Source organism: Bifidobacteriaceae bacterium, from assembly GCA_031281585.1.
In the GTDB taxonomy this organism is placed as follows: domain Bacteria; phylum Actinomycetota; class Actinomycetes; order Actinomycetales; family WQXJ01; genus JAIRTF01.
In genome coordinates, this window is sequence record JAITFE010000060.1 from 14,967 (window position 1) to 32,344 (window position 17,378).

Annotated in this window: 13 protein-coding genes; 2 read left to right on the forward strand and 11 right to left on the reverse strand. The window is 69.6% G+C overall.

The window, feature by feature from the left end; translation table 11 throughout:
* Nucleotides 1-99: 99 nt before the first annotated feature.
* The 10 genes from LBC97_06880 to LBC97_06925 form a co-directional block, all read right to left on the reverse strand.
* Entirely contained in the window at nucleotides 100-1,641 is a 1,542-nt protein-coding gene (locus LBC97_06880; protein ID MDR2565773.1) for a YifB family Mg chelatase-like AAA ATPase, read from the reverse strand.
* Nucleotides 1,638-2,006 carry a YraN family protein gene (locus LBC97_06885; GenBank protein MDR2565774.1) on the reverse strand — a complete coding sequence of 123 codons (369 nt, stop codon included), beginning with the start codon at nucleotides 2,004-2,006 and terminating at the stop codon, nucleotides 1,638-1,640. Before LBC97_06885 ends, LBC97_06880 begins: the two co-directional genes overlap by 4 nt.
* Nucleotides 2,007-2,125: 119 nt before the next feature.
* Nucleotides 2,126-2,854, reverse strand: coding sequence for a signal peptidase I (lepB, locus tag LBC97_06890; GenBank protein ID MDR2565775.1), 729 nt, complete (start codon nucleotides 2,852-2,854; stop codon nucleotides 2,126-2,128).
* A 104-nt stretch (nucleotides 2,855-2,958) separates the two neighbouring features.
* Nucleotides 2,959-3,261: a DUF2469 domain-containing protein gene (locus tag LBC97_06895; GenBank protein MDR2565776.1), complete on the reverse strand. Its 303-nt coding sequence runs from the start codon at nucleotides 3,259-3,261 to the stop codon at nucleotides 2,959-2,961.
* Nucleotides 3,258-4,280, reverse strand: coding sequence for a signal peptidase I (lepB, locus tag LBC97_06900; protein MDR2565777.1), 1,023 nt, complete (start codon nucleotides 4,278-4,280; stop codon nucleotides 3,258-3,260). The genes LBC97_06895 and lepB (LBC97_06900) overlap by 4 nt, the downstream gene beginning before the upstream one ends.
* A gap of 223 nt (nucleotides 4,281-4,503) precedes the next feature.
* Entirely contained in the window at nucleotides 4,504-5,172 is a 669-nt protein-coding gene (locus LBC97_06905) for a ribonuclease HII (GenBank protein ID MDR2565778.1), read from the reverse strand.
* Between the two features lie 21 nt (nucleotides 5,173-5,193).
* The gene (gene rplS, locus LBC97_06910) at nucleotides 5,194-5,610 is read right to left on the reverse strand and encodes a 50S ribosomal protein L19 (protein MDR2565779.1); all 417 of its coding nucleotides are present in this window, start codon (nucleotides 5,608-5,610) and stop codon (nucleotides 5,194-5,196) included.
* A gap of 1,015 nt (nucleotides 5,611-6,625) precedes the next feature.
* Nucleotides 6,626-8,173, reverse strand: coding sequence for a 2-oxo acid dehydrogenase subunit E2 (locus LBC97_06915; protein MDR2565780.1), 1,548 nt, complete (start codon nucleotides 8,171-8,173; stop codon nucleotides 6,626-6,628).
* Nucleotides 8,166-9,221, reverse strand: coding sequence for an alpha-ketoacid dehydrogenase subunit beta (locus LBC97_06920; GenBank protein MDR2565781.1), 1,056 nt, complete (start codon nucleotides 9,219-9,221; stop codon nucleotides 8,166-8,168). Before LBC97_06920 ends, LBC97_06915 begins: the two co-directional genes overlap by 8 nt.
* Entirely contained in the window at nucleotides 9,218-10,612 is a 1,395-nt protein-coding gene (locus tag LBC97_06925; protein MDR2565782.1) for a hypothetical protein, read from the reverse strand. Before LBC97_06925 ends, LBC97_06920 begins: the two co-directional genes overlap by 4 nt.
* 186 nt (nucleotides 10,613-10,798) lie before the next feature.
* On the opposite strand from LBC97_06925, the gene LBC97_06930 reads away from it, so the two are divergent.
* A complete protein-coding gene (locus LBC97_06930; protein MDR2565783.1) occupies nucleotides 10,799-11,926 on the forward strand; it encodes a VIT1/CCC1 transporter family protein in 1,128 nt (375 codons plus the stop codon).
* 218 nt (nucleotides 11,927-12,144) lie between these two features.
* Entirely contained in the window at nucleotides 12,145-12,705 is a 561-nt protein-coding gene (locus LBC97_06935; protein ID MDR2565784.1) for a hypothetical protein, read from the forward strand.
* A 550-nt stretch (nucleotides 12,706-13,255) separates the two neighbouring features.
* Here the strand turns inward: LBC97_06935 and LBC97_06940 are convergent.
* Entirely contained in the window at nucleotides 13,256-17,257 is a 4,002-nt protein-coding gene (locus LBC97_06940; GenBank protein ID MDR2565785.1) for a choice-of-anchor M domain-containing protein, read from the reverse strand.
* Nucleotides 17,258-17,378 lie beyond the last annotated feature (121 nt).

The following is a 17,378-nucleotide window of genomic DNA, read 5'->3' on the forward strand; positions in this document are numbered from 1 at the left end:
CCTGTCGTTTCGTCGTAGCCGCGCCGACGCCGTCCGGGTGGCCGAGACCGCGCCAAACCGGTGCTGCTACGGGCAACATGACCCGCGATGGCGCGCGCACTACAGCCCCCGTTGCCGCAGCGTCATGGCCGCGTCGATGTCTGCCGTCTCCGGCAAGTCGCGGCCGTCCAGATCAGCCATGGTCCAGGCCACCCGCAGGACCCGGTCCACTCCGCGCAACGACAAGGCGCCCAGTTCCAGGGCGCGGTTCAAGCCGCTGAGGCCCAGGCGCTTGAAACCAATCCGCTGGCGCAACCAGCCACCCGGCGCCTCCGAATTGAGCCGCCAGCCAAGTCCCTGGTGGCGCTCCACTTGGGCGGCGCGGGCGCCCGCCACCCGCTCCGCCACGGCCGCGCTCGACTCGCCGGTCAGAGCCTCCGCCGAGGTCAGCGCTCGGACCGGTTCCACGTCCACCCACAGGTCGATCCGGTCGATCAGGGGGCCGGACAGCCGCCCGAGGTAGCGTCTCCGGGCGACGGACGAGCAGGTGCAGGCCTCGGCGCGGCCGTAGCCCTGCCCGCAGGGACACGGATTGGCGGCCAGCACCAGGTGGAAACGGGCCGGGTAGCGGGCGGTGGCGTTCGCCCGGTGGATGACGATCTCGCCGCGTTCCAGCGGTTGGCGCAGAGTCTGCAGCACGCGTGGACCGAATTCGGGGCATTCGTCCAGGAACAGGACGCCACGATGGGCCAGGGAAATGGCACCCGGCCGGGGCGAGCCGCTGCCGCCGCCCACCATGGCGGCGGGCGTCGCCGTGTGATGGGGATCCTGGAAGGGCGGCCTTCGGATCAGCCCGGCCCGCGCGTCGAGCGCCCCGGCGATCGAATGCAGCGCCGTCACCTCCACGGATTCTTGTTCGGTCAACTCCGGCAGGATGCCCGGCAAGCGTGAGGCCAGCATGGTCTTGCCATTGCCGGGCGGCCCCTGGAGCATCAGGTGGTGGCCGCCGGCTGCGGCCACCTCGAGGGCGTAGCGGGCGGGGGCTTGGCCGATCACATCCGCCAAGTCCGGGCACGATTGAGACTGGTCCGGCGCTTGGCCGGCGCGGTCCGCGGCCGCCCGCCTGACCGGCGCCGGTTTGGGGATGTCCGCGCCAAGCCGCCAGGCCAATTCGTCGAGCGATTCGACCGCCAACACCTCGGCACCTTTGACCAAGCGGGCCTCCAATTCCGCGTCGGCCGGCACCACCACCCGGCGAAGCCCGGCACCCACCGCCCCCGCCACCGCCGGCAGGACGCCGCGCACCGCCCTAATCCGGCCGTCGAGCGACAATTCCCCCAGGTAGACGGTCCCGGCCTGGGTTTCCTGGTCGATTTGCCCAATCGCGATCAACAGCGCCACCGCGATCCCAAGGTCAAAACCGGTGCCGGTCTTGGGCAAGTACGCGGGCGACAAATTGGCCGTCACCCGAGAACGCGGAAAACCGAAACCCGATGACGCCAAAGCCGCCCGGACCCGGTCCCGCGATTCGCCCACGGCGGCGTCTGGCAATCCGACCAGCACGAATGCGGGCAAACCCGATTGCGCCAACACCTCCACGTCAACCATGTGCCCTTCCAGCCCGGTCAGACTGACCGCGAGCGTCCGCCCAATCCCGCTCACGCGCCGACGCCCTCAAGATGCTGGATGGAGCGTCCGGCGGCGCCGCCGGTGGTGACCGCGACCACGTCGATCCGCACCACGTCCGCATGGCGGTCGTGGGCCGCCAGCCAGGCCGCGGCCAACTGGCGCAGCCTGGCCAGCTTGCGTTCGGTGACAGCCGCCTCCGGCGTCCCGCAGCGATCACTCGCGCGCGTCTTGACCTCCACAAACACCAACGTGTCCGGATCCGGCTGAGCCACCAGGTCGAGTTCGCCGACCTGGCACCGCCAATTGCGGTCGAGCAGCTTCCAGCCTTTCAGGGTCAAATACGCGGCGGCGACGCTTTCCCCGTAGCGGCCGAGCGACTGCCGCGAATTCGTTGCCACCAAGCCAGCTTGGCGAAGACCCGCAGGCAGCGGGCGCGGCGACCCGCAAACCTGTGGACGGCCGATTCATCCCATGTTTGGGAATCGGGCCGAAGGCCCGTTTTCCGCCCGACCCGCCGTTAGGGATTGGGCACGGCGGCGAAGACCGCGCCCGGATTGCGCAGCAGCGCCAGGCGGTTGAGCGGCCACAGCCGTACCTTCGCCACGCCCACCACGTCCTCAACCGCGATCGCGCCGCCCAAGTCCTGATCTTGGTGGAAGCGGGAGTCGGCCGACTCGGGCCGGTTGTCGCCCATCACCCAGAGCGCGTCCGGCGGGACGCGGACCGAGAAGTCGCGGAGCGAGGGGTCGGCGCCCGGCATCACATAAGTCTCATCCAGGGGCACGCCGTTCACCGTCACCGGTTCACCCGCGCCGACACAGGAAACCTGGTCGCCCGGCAAACCGATGACCCGCTTGATCAGGAAGTCATCCGACTCGACCGGGGCCAGGCCCAAAGCCTGGGCGAAACCGAGCAGCCACGCCCCCAGGCCGGTCTCCTCTGGCAACGGCGAATGCTCATTCGACCAGCCTCCCGGGTCGCGGAAGACCACAATGTCACCGCGGTGGACCTTCAGCGGCCCCGGCGCCAGCTTCGAGACCACAACGCGGTCATCCTCTTGAAGCGTGGGCTCCATTGATTGCGAGGGGATGTAGAAGGACTGAATCACGAAGGTTTTCAGGACGAATGAGGCCACCAAGGTCGCTAGGAGCGTCAGGCCCACGTCGGCCCAGATCGACCGGTAGACAAGCGGGGGATCGCCGTGCCGGCTTGAGCCGTGGCGAGCGCCTCCCCGCAAGATAGTCACGCACCGAGCCTAGTGCGTGACAGTCCCGACGTGCGTAAACGCGGCGCACGGACCAGGGCCCGCGCCCAGAAATGGGGACGGTACCTATTTCCGGCCCCGGCGAGTCAAGGGAGGTTGATGTCCGCCTTGGCTAGTTCTTCAACATTGACGTCTTTGAAGGTGACCACCCGCACCGAGCGCACAAACCGGGCCGAACGGTACACGTCCCAAACCCAGGCGTCCGCCATCTTGACCTCGAAGAACACCTCGCCACCAGCGGAACGGACCTGCAGGTCGACGTGGTTGGCCAGGTAGAACCGCCGCTCCGTCTCCACTACGTAGCCGAAAAGATTGACGACGTCGCGGTACTCCCGGTAAAGCGACAACTCGGCATCGGCCTCATAAGACTCAAGGTCCTCGGCGCTCAACTGCCACCTCCATCGGCGGGCGGAACGGCTGCAAACACCCGACCAGGGTTGCGCAACAAGGCCAGCCGGTCAAGCGGCCACGTCCGCACCTGGGCGACCCCGACCACGTCGTCAAGGGCGACCGCGCCGCCCAGGGGCTGGTCCATGTGGGCCCGCGAATCAGCCGACTGCGAGCGGTTGTCGCCCATCACCCAAATCGCGTCGGGCGGCACCACGACTGAGAAACTGGCCTCCGACGGCGCCGATCCGGGCGCCACATACGTCTCGTCCAAGGGGACTCCGTTGACGGTCACGGGACTTCCCCTGCCATCGCACGCGACCCGGTCGCCGGGCAGGCCGATAATTCGCTTGATCAGGAAGTCCTTCGAGTCGGCCGGGGCCAGGCCGATCGCCTCAGCCAAAGAGCGAAAGGCGCCGGAAATCCCTCCCGTGGGCGCGTCCGGAGTCTCAGAGGTTATCCAGCCGCCGGGATTCTCGAACACGACCACGTCTCCCCGGTGCACGTCCAAAACGCCCGGGGCGAGCTTCGTCACCAACACGCGGTCAAGCCGCTCCAGGGTGGGCACCATGGACACGGAGGGGATGTAGAAGGACTGAATCAGGAAGGTCTTGAGCAGGAAGGACAACGCCACCGCCGCCACGACCACAAAAGCGGCGTCCTTGGCGAACCGAACCAACCGCTTTTCCGGTTTCTTGGGCGGGCGCCGGGATCCGCTTCCGCCGGAAGGCGGGTCTTCGCCATCCGGGGGTTGGTGGGCTGGGCGGCCGGCGGCGCGGTTGGCGGCCCGACTCAACGGCACGGCCGGATCATCCAACGCGGCTGACTCGAGCGCCTCAACCGAAGCGGTCAGACCCTCCACACCGGCGGCCGGTGGCGCGGCGGTTGGCGTGACCGCCTGGTCTTCGCCGGTCAACGCCGTTGGCGTCAGTTCAGCGCCGGCAGGGGCAATCGCCCCATCGGCGGTGACCAGGGCTGCGACACGGGGCGGCGGGTCCAAGGCGGCGGGAAAACCGGGCACGAGCGGCGCCATCGGAACGGAACCGACCGCCCGTGTTCCGGCCGGCCCCTGGGAGGCTTTCGCGGCGGCATGCCGAGGCGGCCGAATGGAATGGGCGGGGATGGCCGCCGTGCGGACGGAAGAGGCGGTGGGGCCGGTCGGACTAGGCGCGCCTGCCCCGGCGGCCGGGTCGGTGGGACGCCACCTGGGCGGACCCCACGGAAGGTCGGACGAATGCACCATGCTAGCTTCTCACTTCCAGGCGATCGGCGCCCGGAAGCGACCATGATTGGCGGTGCTCCGGGGTGGGTCCGAAGCGGCGCAACGCCTCAAGATGCTCTGGCGCGCCGTAGCCTTTGTTCGCCGCCCAGCCATAACCGGGGTGTTCACCGGCCAGTTCGATCATGCTCTGATCCCGCGCGACTTTGGCTAGCACCGAGGCGGCGGCGACGGAGGCGCATTGCCGGTCGGCCTTGACCTTCATGCGCACCTCCCACCTCGGTTCGGTTTCGCTGGCGAACAAATCGGCCGGCGGGCAAAGCCAGTTGTGCTTGCCATCCAGAATGATGACGGCGGGCCGGATGGACAGTTCGGCCAACGCCCGGCACCCCGCCAGGCGCAACGCCCCGACAATCCCCAACTGGTCGACCTCATTCGCGCCAGCCCAACCCAACGCCCGGCCCGCGCCCCATTCGGCCAATTGCGGCACAAGGCGCTCACGCTGGGCGGCGGTGAGTAGTTTGGAGTCGGCCAGGCCTGAAGGCGGCGGCGGCGTGCTGGTGTCAACCACGACCACACCCACGCAGACCGGACCGGCCAGGGCGCCCCGGCCCACCTCATCCATGCCCCCGACGGTCGCGGCGCCCTTGGACAAGAACGCGAGTTCCGTTTCAAGGGTTGGGCCGCCGGGCATGGCGCGTGGGCTCGGCTCAGCTCATTCGGACTGGTCGTCCCCGGCTTCCGGGCTGACCTCCGCCTTGTTCGCGGTCTTCGCCCCGGAGCCCCGGTTGTCGCGGCGCTCGCGAATCTTGGCCGCCTTGCCGCGGCGGTCGCGCAGATAGTAGAGCTTGGCGCGGCGGACGTCGCCCAGGGTGACCACCTCGATCTGGTCGATCACCGGCGAGTGCAGCGGGAAGGTCCGCTCGACCCCGACGCCGAAGGAGATCTTGCGGACTTTGAAGGTGGCCCTGACGCCCTCGCCGTCGCGGGCGATCACGACTCCTTTGAAGATCTGAACCCGCGAGCGAGTTCCCTCAACGACTTTGACGTGGACTTTGACTGTGTCGCCAGGCCGGAAATCGGGCAAATCCTTCTTCAAGGACGGCTGGTCAACGGAGTCGAGGCGCTGCATGTGCCACTGTTCTTCCTCGCCTGTCGCCGCAGGTCACAAGCGGGTTCGGGCAGCCGGTCGGCTGCTGGTGAACTTGGGATTCGTTTGGGCGGCGCCGTCCGTTCGAGTCGACCCCCTGCGGCAGGTCGCCGGGCGAGGCACGCCGGACGATCATTGTGCCACATGGGAAGGGCGCCGCCAAACCGACGCCCCCGGCCGACCGCATGGGCGGTCAGCCCTGCGTGCACGGAAGAATGGCGCCTTCCCCATCTCGCCCACCGGCAGGGCGCGACAAAACCCGCCACTCGAGGATGTCGGCCCAACAGTCCACAAGATGGCGAGACTCGGCAAGGATGTTGGCACCGAGGATGTTGGCACAAGATCCGCCACTCCACGTCGCAGCCGCACAGAATCCGCCATTGGACGGTGGCATTGGCGCAAAACTCGCCACTCGGCGGAGGGTGTGTAACAGAATGCGCCACTCGGCGTCGAGTGGCGGGTTTTGTGCCGCCGAAGACGCCGAATGGCGTTTCCTGTGCCGTCCACGGCCCTCCACCTCGTCGAGTGGCGGATAATGTCCACCTTTCGGTTGAGCGCACCCCCGTGACCAGCGCAAACGCAAACTGGCCCGGACACAATCCGCCACTCGACGGAGGGGGTGTAACAGGATCCGCCAGTCGGTGGAGAGAGAGTAACAGGATGCGCCAGTCGACGTCGGGGCGGCACAGAATCCGCCAGTCGTCCGTGGACCCGGAACCGCCACTGTCGAAGGTCTTGGCACAAAACCCGCGACGTCGCAGCGGCGCGGAGTCCGCCAGTCGGCGGCGGGTCTTGGAGAGTAGTCGCAACTGGGGGAGGGGGCGGCGCATGACGTCGCAATCTGCGGCCCCACAAGCACCCACGAATCAGGCCCGCGAGCCGGAAAAAGGTACCGTCCCCATTTCCTTTCGGCGGCGGTCAGGCTAGCAGCGACCAGGGGTTTTCCAGCAGCGCGCGCACCGTGCTTAGGAATTGCGCCGCCCCATTTCGGCGGCGGTCAGGCCAGCAGCGACCACGGGTTTTCCAGCAGCGCGCGCACCGTGCTTAGGAATTGCGCCGCCAGCGCGCCGTCGATGGCCCGGTGGTCGCAGGTCACGGTCAGGCGCATGACTTGGCGCGTCACCACATCCGCGCCGGCCAGCGCCAGTTCGGGCCGGGCGGCGCCGACCGCCAAGATGGCCACCTCGGGCGGATTGATGATCGCGGTGAACTCCTCCACGCCGTACATACCCAGGTTGGAGACGGTGAAGGTGCCGCCGCTCATTTGGTCCGGGGCGAGTTTCGCCTCCGCCGCCAGCCCCGCCAACGACCGCGATTCGGCCCCGATCTGGACCGGGGTCTTGGCGTCCGCGTCTTTGATCACGGGCACCATCAGGCCACGGTCGGTGGCCACCGCGATGCCGACGTTGACCCGGCCGTGCAGCAGCAGTTGTTCCTGGCCCCAACTGGCGTTGACCGCCGGGTGCTCCCTCAGCCCCAGGCCAGCGGCTTTGACTATAAGGTCGTTGACGGACACCTTTCCCCGCCCTGTCGCCGCCAGGTGCCGGTTGAGTTGGGCCCGCAGTTCCACCAGGGCGTCCGCTTGGACGGCCTGCGTGACGGTGAAGGACGGGATCTCTTGGGCCGATTGGGTGAGCCGCCGCGCGATCACCCGCCGCAACTGCGCGACCGGGACGGCGACGGGTTCGCGGGGGTCGTCGCCGGTTGGCGTCCCGTCCGCTCCCCCATTGCCCGATGCCGTCCCCCCGGCCGCACTCAGCCCCCCGGCCGGGCCAGACCCTCCAAACGTGGCGGATCCGCCTGCGGGGGCAAGGCCGCCCTTCTGAGCGGATGATTCAGCCGCACTCGACCCGCCAGGCGCGGCGGATCCGCCTGGCGGTGTCACGCCGCCGATGTGGTCAGACGCTCCAGCCGCGCCCGGCCCTTCAAACGCGGCGGGACCGCCGGCCGAGGCCAGGCCACTGACTTGGGCCGGCGCTTGGGTCGCGCTCGGCCAGCGCGCGGGGGGCACCGCGCCGAGCGGTGCGTCCGGGCCACAGCCGGCCTTGGAATGGGCAGTTTGGAATGGGCGGTTTTGGTCCGCCAACGCCCGTTCCACGTCCAGGCGGATGATCCGGCCGCCCGGCCCCGACCCGGCGATCCGCCGCAGATCCAGGTCGTTCTCCCGCGCGATTCTTCTGACCAGCGGCGAGGCCAGGACCGGCCCCGCCGGGACGGCGTGCGGCCGACGGTTGTCCGGGGTCGGCTGGCTGCCGCCCGCCCGATCCGCGCGATTAGCAGCGGGGCCAGTTGGGGCCAGCGCCTCGCCCGAACCGTCGTCCAGCAGCGCGATCGGCTGGCCGATCGACACCACCGATCCGGGCTCGACCAGCAGTTCTGTGATGGTGCCCGAATCGTAGGCCTCGAAGTCCATGACGGCTTTGTCGGTCTCGATCTCCGCTAGGACGTCGCCGGGCGAGACCCTGTCGCCGGGCTGAACCTGCCAGGCCGCGATCGCCCCCTCCTCCATGGTGTCGCTGAGCCGCGGCATGGTGATCTCAATCATGGGAGACACTCCTTGAATAGTTGAAACCGGTCGCCGCGAGGGTTTCCTTGATCGCCCGGATCACGTCCCCCATCTGCGGCAACGCCGCCGTTTCGAGAGGTTTCGAGTAGGGCAGGGGGACCTCCGCCATGGCGACCCGCCGGACCGGGGCGTCCAAGTAGTCGAAAGCCCCCTCGCCAATGGACGCCGCCACCTCCGCGCCAATCCCGTAGGTCAGCCAGTCGTCCTCCAGCACCACCGCCGCATGGGTGCGCCGCACCGATTCGACAAAGGTTTGCCGGTCCAAGGGCCGCAGGCTGCGCAGGTCCACAACCTCCAGGTCCGCGCCCTCCGTGGCGGCGAGGTGCCGGGCGGCCTCCAGCGCCACGGACACCATCCGCGAATAGGCCACCACCGTCAGGTGGCGGCCCGGCCTGACCACGCTGGCCAGCCCCAGCTGGGACGGCGGCGCCGCCAAGTCGACCGGGCCCTTCGTGTTGTACAGGGACAGGTTCTCCAAGAACAGCACCGGATCGTCGTCCCGGATGGCGGCCATGAGCAGCCCGCGCGCCTCCGCCGGCGTGGCCGGCGCGACCACCTTCAGACCCGGCACGAACGCGTAGTACAACTCCACGTTCTGCGAATGGGTGGCCGCCAACTGCTGGCCCCCGCCGCCCGGCGTCCGAATGACCATTGGCACAGAGACCTGGCCGCCGAACATGCCGTAAATCTTGGCCGCGTGGTTGACGATCTGATCCACCGCCAACAGCGAGAAGTTGATCGTCATCAACTCCACGATGGGCCGCAGCCCCAGCATGGCCGCGCCGACCGCCGCCCCGGTGAAGCCCTCCTCCGCGATGGGCGTGTCCCGCACCCGCTTCGGCCCGAACTCCTTCAACAATCCCTGGGTGATCTTGTACGAGCCCTCGAACAGCCCGATCTCCTCACCGATCAGCAGCACATTCGGGTCGCGGCGAAGCTCCTGCGCCAGCGTTGTCCGCAGCGCCTCCCGGTAGGTCATGGTGACGACGCCGGTCGCCTGCGCCGGGCCTGTCGCCGTTGTGGTCACGCCGCCGCCCCCCGACCGGCGCCCGCCGTCGCCAAGCTTGCACCGGCCGCTGGCGCATCCCCGGCCGCCGATGCCGTCCGCCCGCCCTCGTAGTAGTCGTTCGGCAGGAGGCACAGGGCCTCGGGCGGGATTGGGAAAAGCGGGTCCCCCGGCAAGCGCCGGGACTCGTTCGGGACCGGTGTCGCATAGGTGTGGTCGAACAAGGCGTCCACCGGCGGCAGGGGGCTGGCTTTGGCGAACCGCTCGGCCTGGGCGACGGCATCGTGCGCTTGTTGGTCCCAAACGTCCAACTGGGCGGGGGTGGCGGCGCCGGACTCGACAAGTTGGGCGGCGGCGCGGGCCAACGGGTCGCGGCTGAGGGCCAAGGCGGCCTCCTCGGCGCTCCGGTAGGAGGCCGGATCGACCACGGAATGGCCCTTCAGGCGGACGGTCATGACCTCCAGCAGGAACGGGCGCCCGGCGCGGGCGCGGGTGAGGGCGTGGCGGGTGGCCAGGTAGACGGCATCGGGATCCAAACCGTTCACCCGGGCGGAGGCCATCTTGTAGGCGGCGGCCCGTTTGTGCAGGTCGGGCTGGGCGGATGAACGCTCGACGGTGGTGCCCATCCCGAGCTCGTTGTTGTCCACCAGATACACGATCGGGAGGTTCCAGAGCGCCGCGATGTTGAGCGACTCGTGGAAGGCGCCGATGTTCGTGGTGCCGTCGCCCATGGTGGCCACCACCGCCTCGCCGCCGCCGCGGTAGTCGATGGCCAGGGCGGCGCCCGTGGCGAGCGGAAGCTGGCCGCCCACAATCCCGTACCCGCCCATCAACCGGTGCTCCAAGTCGAACATGTGCATGGAGCCGCCCCAGCCTTTGGACAGGCCGTCCGCCCGGCCGTACAACTCGGCCATGACGCGGCCCGGGTCCGCCCCCCTCGCGATGGCGAAACCGTGCTCGCGGTAGTTGGTGAACAGGTAGTCGGTCGGCTTCATGGCCGCCGCCGCGCCGACTATGAACGCCTCCTCCCCCAGGTTCAGATGCAGGTAGCCGCCGATCAGCGCTTGCGTGTAGGAACGCCCGGCCCGTTCCTCGAAGCGCCTGATCAGGAGCATTTGGCGGTAGAAGTCAGCCAGGCGGCGGGCTTTGGCGGGCGAAAGGGGCGGCGCCGGGCTGGGCTTGGCATTCGGCTGGGCGGATTCCGGCGCCGCCTGGGCGTCTGGGAGGGCGCGCTCCGGCGCCGCTTCCAAGTCCGGCCGGGCGCTTTCCGGCGCCGCCGTGGCGTCCGGCTTCACCTTGGGTTGGGGTGGCCCTGCGGGCCTTGGGGCCGGGGTGGGACGGGACGCTGAACGGGATTGGGCGCGGGGCGGCTTGGCGCTCTTCGGGGCTGCCGGGGTGGCGGATCGCGCCATGGCCGGGTCTCCTTGCTGTTGCGGGTGGACATTGCGGAAACGTGCGGTCACGGTAACACAAACCGCCGGTAATTCATCCCATGATTTGTGGATGGCTCACCTGGTGGTCACGCGGCTGGCCGCCATCCGGCCGCTGACCGCCCCGGCGGGACCGCTGCGCCTGGTCAAGCCGTAGGATCGACCACTATGGCAACCCCAATCCCATCCGTCCCACATGATGGATCGGCGGCGGCGCCCGGCTCGGTCCCGGCGGTGCCCGATCCGTCGCGGAAGCAGGTACGGCGCTGGCGCCGCTATCTGGCGGACGAGATCCAGGAGGCCGCCACCTACAAAGACCTCGCCCGGCGCTCCAGCCCCGAGGAAGCGGCGATCCTCCTGGGACTGGCGGAATCCGAGGCGCGCCACGCCGACCATTGGCGCGGGCTCCTGGGCGACAAGGCCAAGCGGCCAATGGGCCGGCGTTTTTCCACCGACGTTCTGGCCTTCATGGCGAGGCGCTTCGGCTTCGTATTCGCGTTGGCGATCGCGGGGCGCGCAGAAACGCGGACGCGTTACTGGCGCGACCCGAACGTCCCCGAATCGATGACCGCCGACGAACAAGTCCACTCCGAGGTCATCCGTGGCCTGGCCGCGCGCGGCCGGGCCCGGCTCTCCGGCACGTTCAGGGCGGCGGTCTTCGGCGCGAACGACGGCCTGGTCTCAAACCTGGCCCTGGTCATGGGGATAGGCGGCGCCGGGGTTAGCCCCAAAGTCGTCATGCTGACCGGCGTGGCGGGCTTGCTCTCCGGGGCCATGTCCATGGCCGCGGGCGAATACGTCTCGGTCGACTCGCAAAAGGCCCTTCTGGACGCCTCCAACCCCGACCCCAAGACCGCCACAATGCTGCCCCATCTGGATCTCAAGTCCAACGAGCTGGCTTTGGTCTACCAAGCCCGCGGGCTGACCGCCGAGGACGCCGCCAAGCAGGCCGACGAGGTGCTTCGCCATCAGACCGATTTCACCCTGCCGGGCGCCCACGCCGAGTCCTCGATCGTGGTCGGTTCAGGCGTCAAGGCCGCCGCCGCGTCGTTCTGCTTCTTCTCCTCCGGCGCCATCTTCCCGGTGCTGCCCTGGCTGGTCGGGCTGTCGGGGTTGACCGCGGTCATTTGGGCCGCAGCCCTGGTGGGAGTAGGGCTGGCCGTCACCGGCATGTGCGCGGGCATCCTGTCCGGAACGTCGCCCCTGAAGAAGGCCCTGCGGCAGGTGGCGATCGGCTGGGGGGCCGCCGCCGTCACCTATCTGCTTGGGCTGGCCTTCGGCACCACGGTCGGCTGAGCCGGCGCCGGCGCTCCGCGAGGAGCCGGAGGCCGAGCGGGATGGCGACCAGAACCGTCTCACGGCTGGTCCCCAGGGCAGAAGCTTGATCCACGGTCGGCTGAGCCGACGCCGCCTCGACCTGGTCCGTCCCCGTGGCGGGGGCCAGATCGCCGATGCCGAATATGATCAATGAGATCGGGGCCAACCCGGCGGATCACTTGCGGAAGGGGCGGGCCGTGGCGCGACGGAGAAACGGCATCGCGATCACTTGCGTCGGCCTCTTGGCCGCCTTTGCGCTAACCGGTTGCGAGCCGAACCCGACCGGGCGCGGAGGCGAACCGTCCGCGACGGCATCGGATCAGACAACCTTGGCCAGCGTCGAGGTGGGCGATGGCACCCCCTTGCCCTGGATCCGCGAAGACCCCGCGGCCGGGGCGCCGCGTGCGCTGGCGGCGCTGGCCGAGGGCCACAACCTGGCGGCGGCCCCGGAAGTGCGCCTCGGATCACGGATCACGGTCACGTTCGCGGGCGCGCCCCCCGCCGCCGTGGCGTTGACCGACGAGGTGGTGGACGCCGAAGGAACGGCGCGCTACGCCGGGAAGCCGCAGACCATCGAGTTGAGCGCGGCCGATGGCGTGTTCGCCTTCGAACTGCCGGCCAACCCCGCCGCCATGCTGAGTTCGGACTCGGCGGACTATCTGCCCGGAGCGGTCATCAGGGGCTTCACCCTGGCCGTCACCTCGGAGGAGGGCACCGCCACCTACGCCTTCGCGCTGCGCACCGACGCCTATCGGTGATCCGGCCGAAGCGAGGGGGTTTGGGCCCGCTTCGGGGAGAAACGGACAACCGGCGCCGATGCCGTGTGCCGGCCCAGCGGCATCGTCGCAGATCACCGGGCTGGCCGGTTACGCGGCCGACCGGGAGCCTGTCCGGAACTCCCCAAAGCAAGCCGAAAACCGCCGCTTCGGGGAGAAACGGACAACCGCCGCCGACGCCGCCAACCCGCCACACGGCATCGTCGCAGGTCAGCGGACCGGGCGTGCACGGGGCCGACCGGGAGCCTGTCCGGAACTCCCCAAAGCAAGCCGAAACCCGCCGCTTCGGGGAGAAACGGACAACCGGCGCCGATGCCGCCAACCGGCCACACGGTATCGTCCCAGGTCAGCGGACCGGGCCTTTACGTGCCCGACCGAGGCCCTGTCCGGAACTCCCCGACGCAAGCCGAAACCCGCCGCTTCGGGGAGAAACGGACAGCAGCCGAACGGCCGGGCCTGGCGGTGCGGGGGCCAGGCCCGGCCGTTCGGCGTTGCTAGGCGGTCGGCGTTTGGCGCTGTCGGCGATCGAGGCTCATTGGGCGGGGCCTTGGCGCGCCAGCTTGCGCCGACGCGAACCCAGGAGCGTGGCGGCGCCGATCAGAATCAGGCAGGTGGCCACGCCGATGGCGGCCTGGGGCCTGAGGCTGGAGCCCGTCACCGGAAGCGCGGCCTGGCTGGAAGCCGACTGGCCGGGGGCGGACTGGCCCGGCGTCGGGTCGCCCGAGTCGCTCGGTTCTGGGGTTCCGATCACCACCACCTGGGCCGAAGCCTCGGAGGCGGGGGAGGCCCCAACCGCGTTGACCGCGACAACCGTGGCCCGGTAGGTCCCCGGACCGAGGTCGGTGAACACCGCCGAAGTCGCGGACGCGGCCACTTCCCGCGCCAGCGGCTCCGGGCCGCCCAGCAACTGAACCGTGTAGCCGGTGATCGGCGATCCGCCGTCCGCCGGCGCCTCCCAGGTGACCGTCACGGTGGAGCCGATGGCCACGATGCCGGGCTTCGCCGGCGCGGCTGGCGCCGAGGCCAGTGCGCGCGTTACGGCCAGCGCGACAGGTGCCGACGGGCCGTAAACGACGGTGCCGTCCTCGCCGACAACGGCCACTGAGAATTCGGCCCCGTTAAGATCGGCCGTGGCCGTGAAAGCGTGGGTGGCCGAGGTGGCCCCGGCGACCGGGCTGGCCTCGTCCGCCCCGGGCGCCTTGACGTACCACTGGTAGCGGTCCAGCACCGTTGAGGGCGCCACCGTCGCGGTGAGCGTGACAGTCTGGCCCTCAACAGCCTGGGGCTCGCCCGCGATGGACACGACCTGGGGAGCCGCGGCCCCGTGGTCGTCCACCGCCACGGTCACGGGGGCCGAAGTGTGGGTCACCTCGCCGCCCACCAGCCGTTCCGCTGTGACGATGGCGCCGTCGAGGGCCTGCTCGGCGGTCAAGGTCAGCACCTCGGAGTCCGTCTCCTGGACCACATGCGGCCCGGCCTGGTCGGCTCGTTGGACCGACCAGCGGAAGGTCGCGGGAGCCGGGTCCTCCGGGGCGAGCACCGCCGTCAAAGTGACCGGTTGGGAGGAGTGGTAGTGGCCGGCCAGGCCCAGGATGTGCAGCCCCGGCTCGGTCGGCGCGGGCAATTCGACCCGCATCTCCTGTGGCGTCGACTCGGCGACCCGGTGCCCCTCGGCGTCCAACACCGCCACGCGCCACAAGAATCCGTCCCAGCCCTGTTGAGCCGTGAAGGTCAGGTCCGCCGTGGTGACGGGGCCTTGGGCGTCGCGGATCGTGTACCAGGACTCCGCGCCGGTTTGCTTGAGCTCCCAGCTGTAGGTCGCCCCTTCGACCGTAGGCGAGTGGGCCGCCGTCAGCGTGTAGACCTGGCCGGCGACGAACCGCTCCAGGAAGTTCGTGATCACGACGGTGGTCGGGACGGGCTCGGCGACGGGGGTGAGCACAAAGCCTCGGGCGCCGTCCGCCGTGGCGGCGGTGCCGACAATCTGGCCGGACTCGTTGACGTCTGAGGCGGACTGCAGGGTCACGCCCTCCGGCAAAGCCGCGACCCGCGAGTTCAGGTCAACCGCTCCGGTCGCGTCCCAGCCGGTGGCGGCCCCGCCAAAGGAGGTGTTGCCCGCGAACTTGGAGGTGTAGCCGACAATCACGCCTCCCGAGACCGCCTTGGCCGCCGCGTGCGTGTAATCGGAAACCTCAGGGAGCGCCAACGTGTACGGAACTCCGTCCGTTCCCCACGCCACCGGCCTTTCGGTTGACCCGGCCGTGGCGCTTCCCACGGCGAGGCCATCCGACCGCACGCCGGCCACCGCCGGGGAACTCGCGCCCTGCGGCGTTTCGAGCAGGCGAGCGCCTTGCGCGTCCCAGACAACGCCCAGGAGTCGGCTGCCGCTTTGACCGGGCAGAGTCAACGACCCCCGGCCGCCAACGACCTGGCCGTCGGCGATGGTGGTCGCGGTCAAGGAGGCGGCCGTGGTCCCCGCCGGGCCCGGGATGGGCAAAGTGGTGACGGCACCATCGGCGGCCAACCGGACGGCCGCGCCGGAGGCGGAGCCAACGGCCACGCCGTCGTTGTCGATGTCATTCAGGATTCCGGTGCCTGCCGCGTTCAAGCTCGTCACGTGTTCGGGGGCGGTCGTGCCCTCCCAACGGATCGGGATGGAGGCGCCCTGGGAGTCGAAGGCCTCGCCGACAATCTGGCCCTGGTTGTTCACGTCGAAGCCCCGGGAGAACTGGGAACCGTCAAGGTTGGCGAGCTCATGGGCGTGGAAGTGGTCGCCGTGGGCCTCCCAGAGAACGGTCCGCTGGGGCTGCGCCGAACTGGTCGGGCGCGTGATCCCCACGACGTCGCCCTGGTCGTTCAGACCCAGCGCGCCGGCCGAGGCCCCGCCATTGGTCGGTTCGAGGAGCGTCAGGCTGTACTCCTGGGCCAGCCGGCCGAGTCCCAGCGCCGCTCCCGGTTGGGCGACGCTCACCGACACGGGCGCCGAAGGGCCGTAGGCCACCTCGCCCGTTGGCTTCAGAATGGACACCCGGAAGGACGCCCCGTCCTCGCCCAGCGCGGCCGGCAGCGTCAGCGCGGATGCGCTCTGGCCGCCGACCGGCGTCCAGTCCCCCGACCCGGCGAGCTTCTTCTCCCACAAGTGGTCGGTCAAGACCGTCGAAACACCCTCGGGCAGTTCCAAGCGCAGCGACAGCGGCTCGCCGACCAGGTAGGAGGCCTTGCCCCCGATAGCCGGTGCCTGGAGGGCGGCGGCGCCGTGGTCGTCCTCGTGGATGACCCGCGTTTCAGAGAAGGTGGGTGCCGCCTGCGGGTCGGCGCGGATCAACGCCACCCGCACCTCGACTCCGTTGAGCGCCTGCTCGGCTGCCACAGTCCACGAGTCGGTGGGGTTGCCGGGGATCGGCGACCATTCCCCGCCGGGCCATTTCCACTGCCATTGGATGGTGTCGCCGGCGGCAGGCGCCGGGTCGATGTTCAAGCTCAGGTGGATCGGGCTGCCTTGGTGGTAGTGGCCGTCTAGGGCCCCGAGTTCGACCACTTGGCCGGTCGGCGCGTTTGCCACAACGACGTTCACCGGGGCCGATGCCGACGATTTCGCCAGGTTGTCGACCTCCGGCACGAACACCGCGGTCACCTGGTGGTCGCCCAGGCTCAGGTCCTCCGTCAGGAATTCCGCCTCGCCCGCAGCGAGCCTGACGTGGCCCAGGACGTTTTGGCCGTCCCGGAACTCCACGTACCCCTGCACGCTCGCCGGCTCCACGGTGGCGTGGAGCTCCAGTTCTTCTCCGACAACGACGGTCGAGGCCCCGTGCACGTGCAACTGGGTGGTCGTGACGGCCTGCGCCGGCAAGTCCCCCACGACGAAGGTGTAGACGGCGGTGTCGCCGACCGGCGCGCCGCCGACTTTGGCCTGGGCGGCCACCGTCAGAGCGTAGATGCCGGGCTGGGTGAAAGCCCAGTTGGCGTGCATGTGGACGTTACCGCGCGTGAAACTCTTGAAGCCGTCCTCGTCGCTCGACCAGAGGCGTTGTGGGGCACCGAACGTTCCGCTTTGCCACAGTTCCACGTCTCCTGGACCCTCCACCCCGACCAGAGTCAGCGTGGTGTCGTTGCCGTCCAGAGTGCCGAGCGGGACCGACTCCGTGGAGAAGCCGGGCCAAAGCTCGCCACCCACCTGGGTTTCCGGAGCGATCCAAACGGTCGAGCCGGGCGCTGCCACGAACTCAAAACCGGCGGGAAAGCCGGTGAGCCGCAATCCGTTGCTGACGTGGAACCACACCTGGTCCGCCTCGTAGCGGGTGTGGGCCGTCGGCGTGTCCGCCTTCGCGGCCAGGACAAGTTGCCCCTGATCCCAAAAGGTCGAGATCGCGTCCGCGTGGACGCCTGCGATCACGGTCCGGTGGGACGGAGCCGGTGCCGGCCCTGCCGTGCCGACGGGCGGGGCGGCGTAAGCGGTCCCGGTTGCGGCCGCGAACGCCCCGATGGCGAGGCTCGCGGAGGCCAGGAAAGCGGCGTTCTTCTTGAAAACCCTCATTCGTCTGATTGCCTTTCTGGGGGTCATGCGGCGGTTGGCAACGCCTGGGCCGGAGGCCAGGCCTGTCCGGGAACAGCTTCAGGGGCGGACCGCGCAAGACCCTTGAGCGCCTGAGCCCGCC

What these genes read in the sequence shown, in the direction of transcription:
- LBC97_06940 (MDR2565785.1), bottom strand. Translation starts at nt 17,257, where the DNA reads ATGAGGGTTTTCAAGAAGAACGCCGCTTTCCTGGCCTCCGCGAGCCTC.
- LBC97_06905 (MDR2565778.1), bottom strand. Translation starts at nt 5,172, where the DNA reads ATGCCCGGCGGCCCAACCCTTGAAACGGAACTCGCGTTCTTGTCCAAG.
- rplS (MDR2565779.1), bottom strand. Translation starts at nt 5,610, where the DNA reads ATGCAGCGCCTCGACTCCGTTGACCAGCCGTCCTTGAAGAAGGATTTG.
- LBC97_06930 (MDR2565783.1), top strand. Translation starts at nt 10,799, where the DNA reads ATGGCAACCCCAATCCCATCCGTCCCACATGATGGATCGGCGGCGGCG.
- LBC97_06925 (MDR2565782.1), bottom strand. Translation starts at nt 10,612, where the DNA reads ATGGCGCGATCCGCCACCCCGGCAGCCCCGAAGAGCGCCAAGCCGCCC.
- LBC97_06915 (MDR2565780.1), bottom strand. Translation starts at nt 8,173, where the DNA reads ATGATTGAGATCACCATGCCGCGGCTCAGCGACACCATGGAGGAGGGG.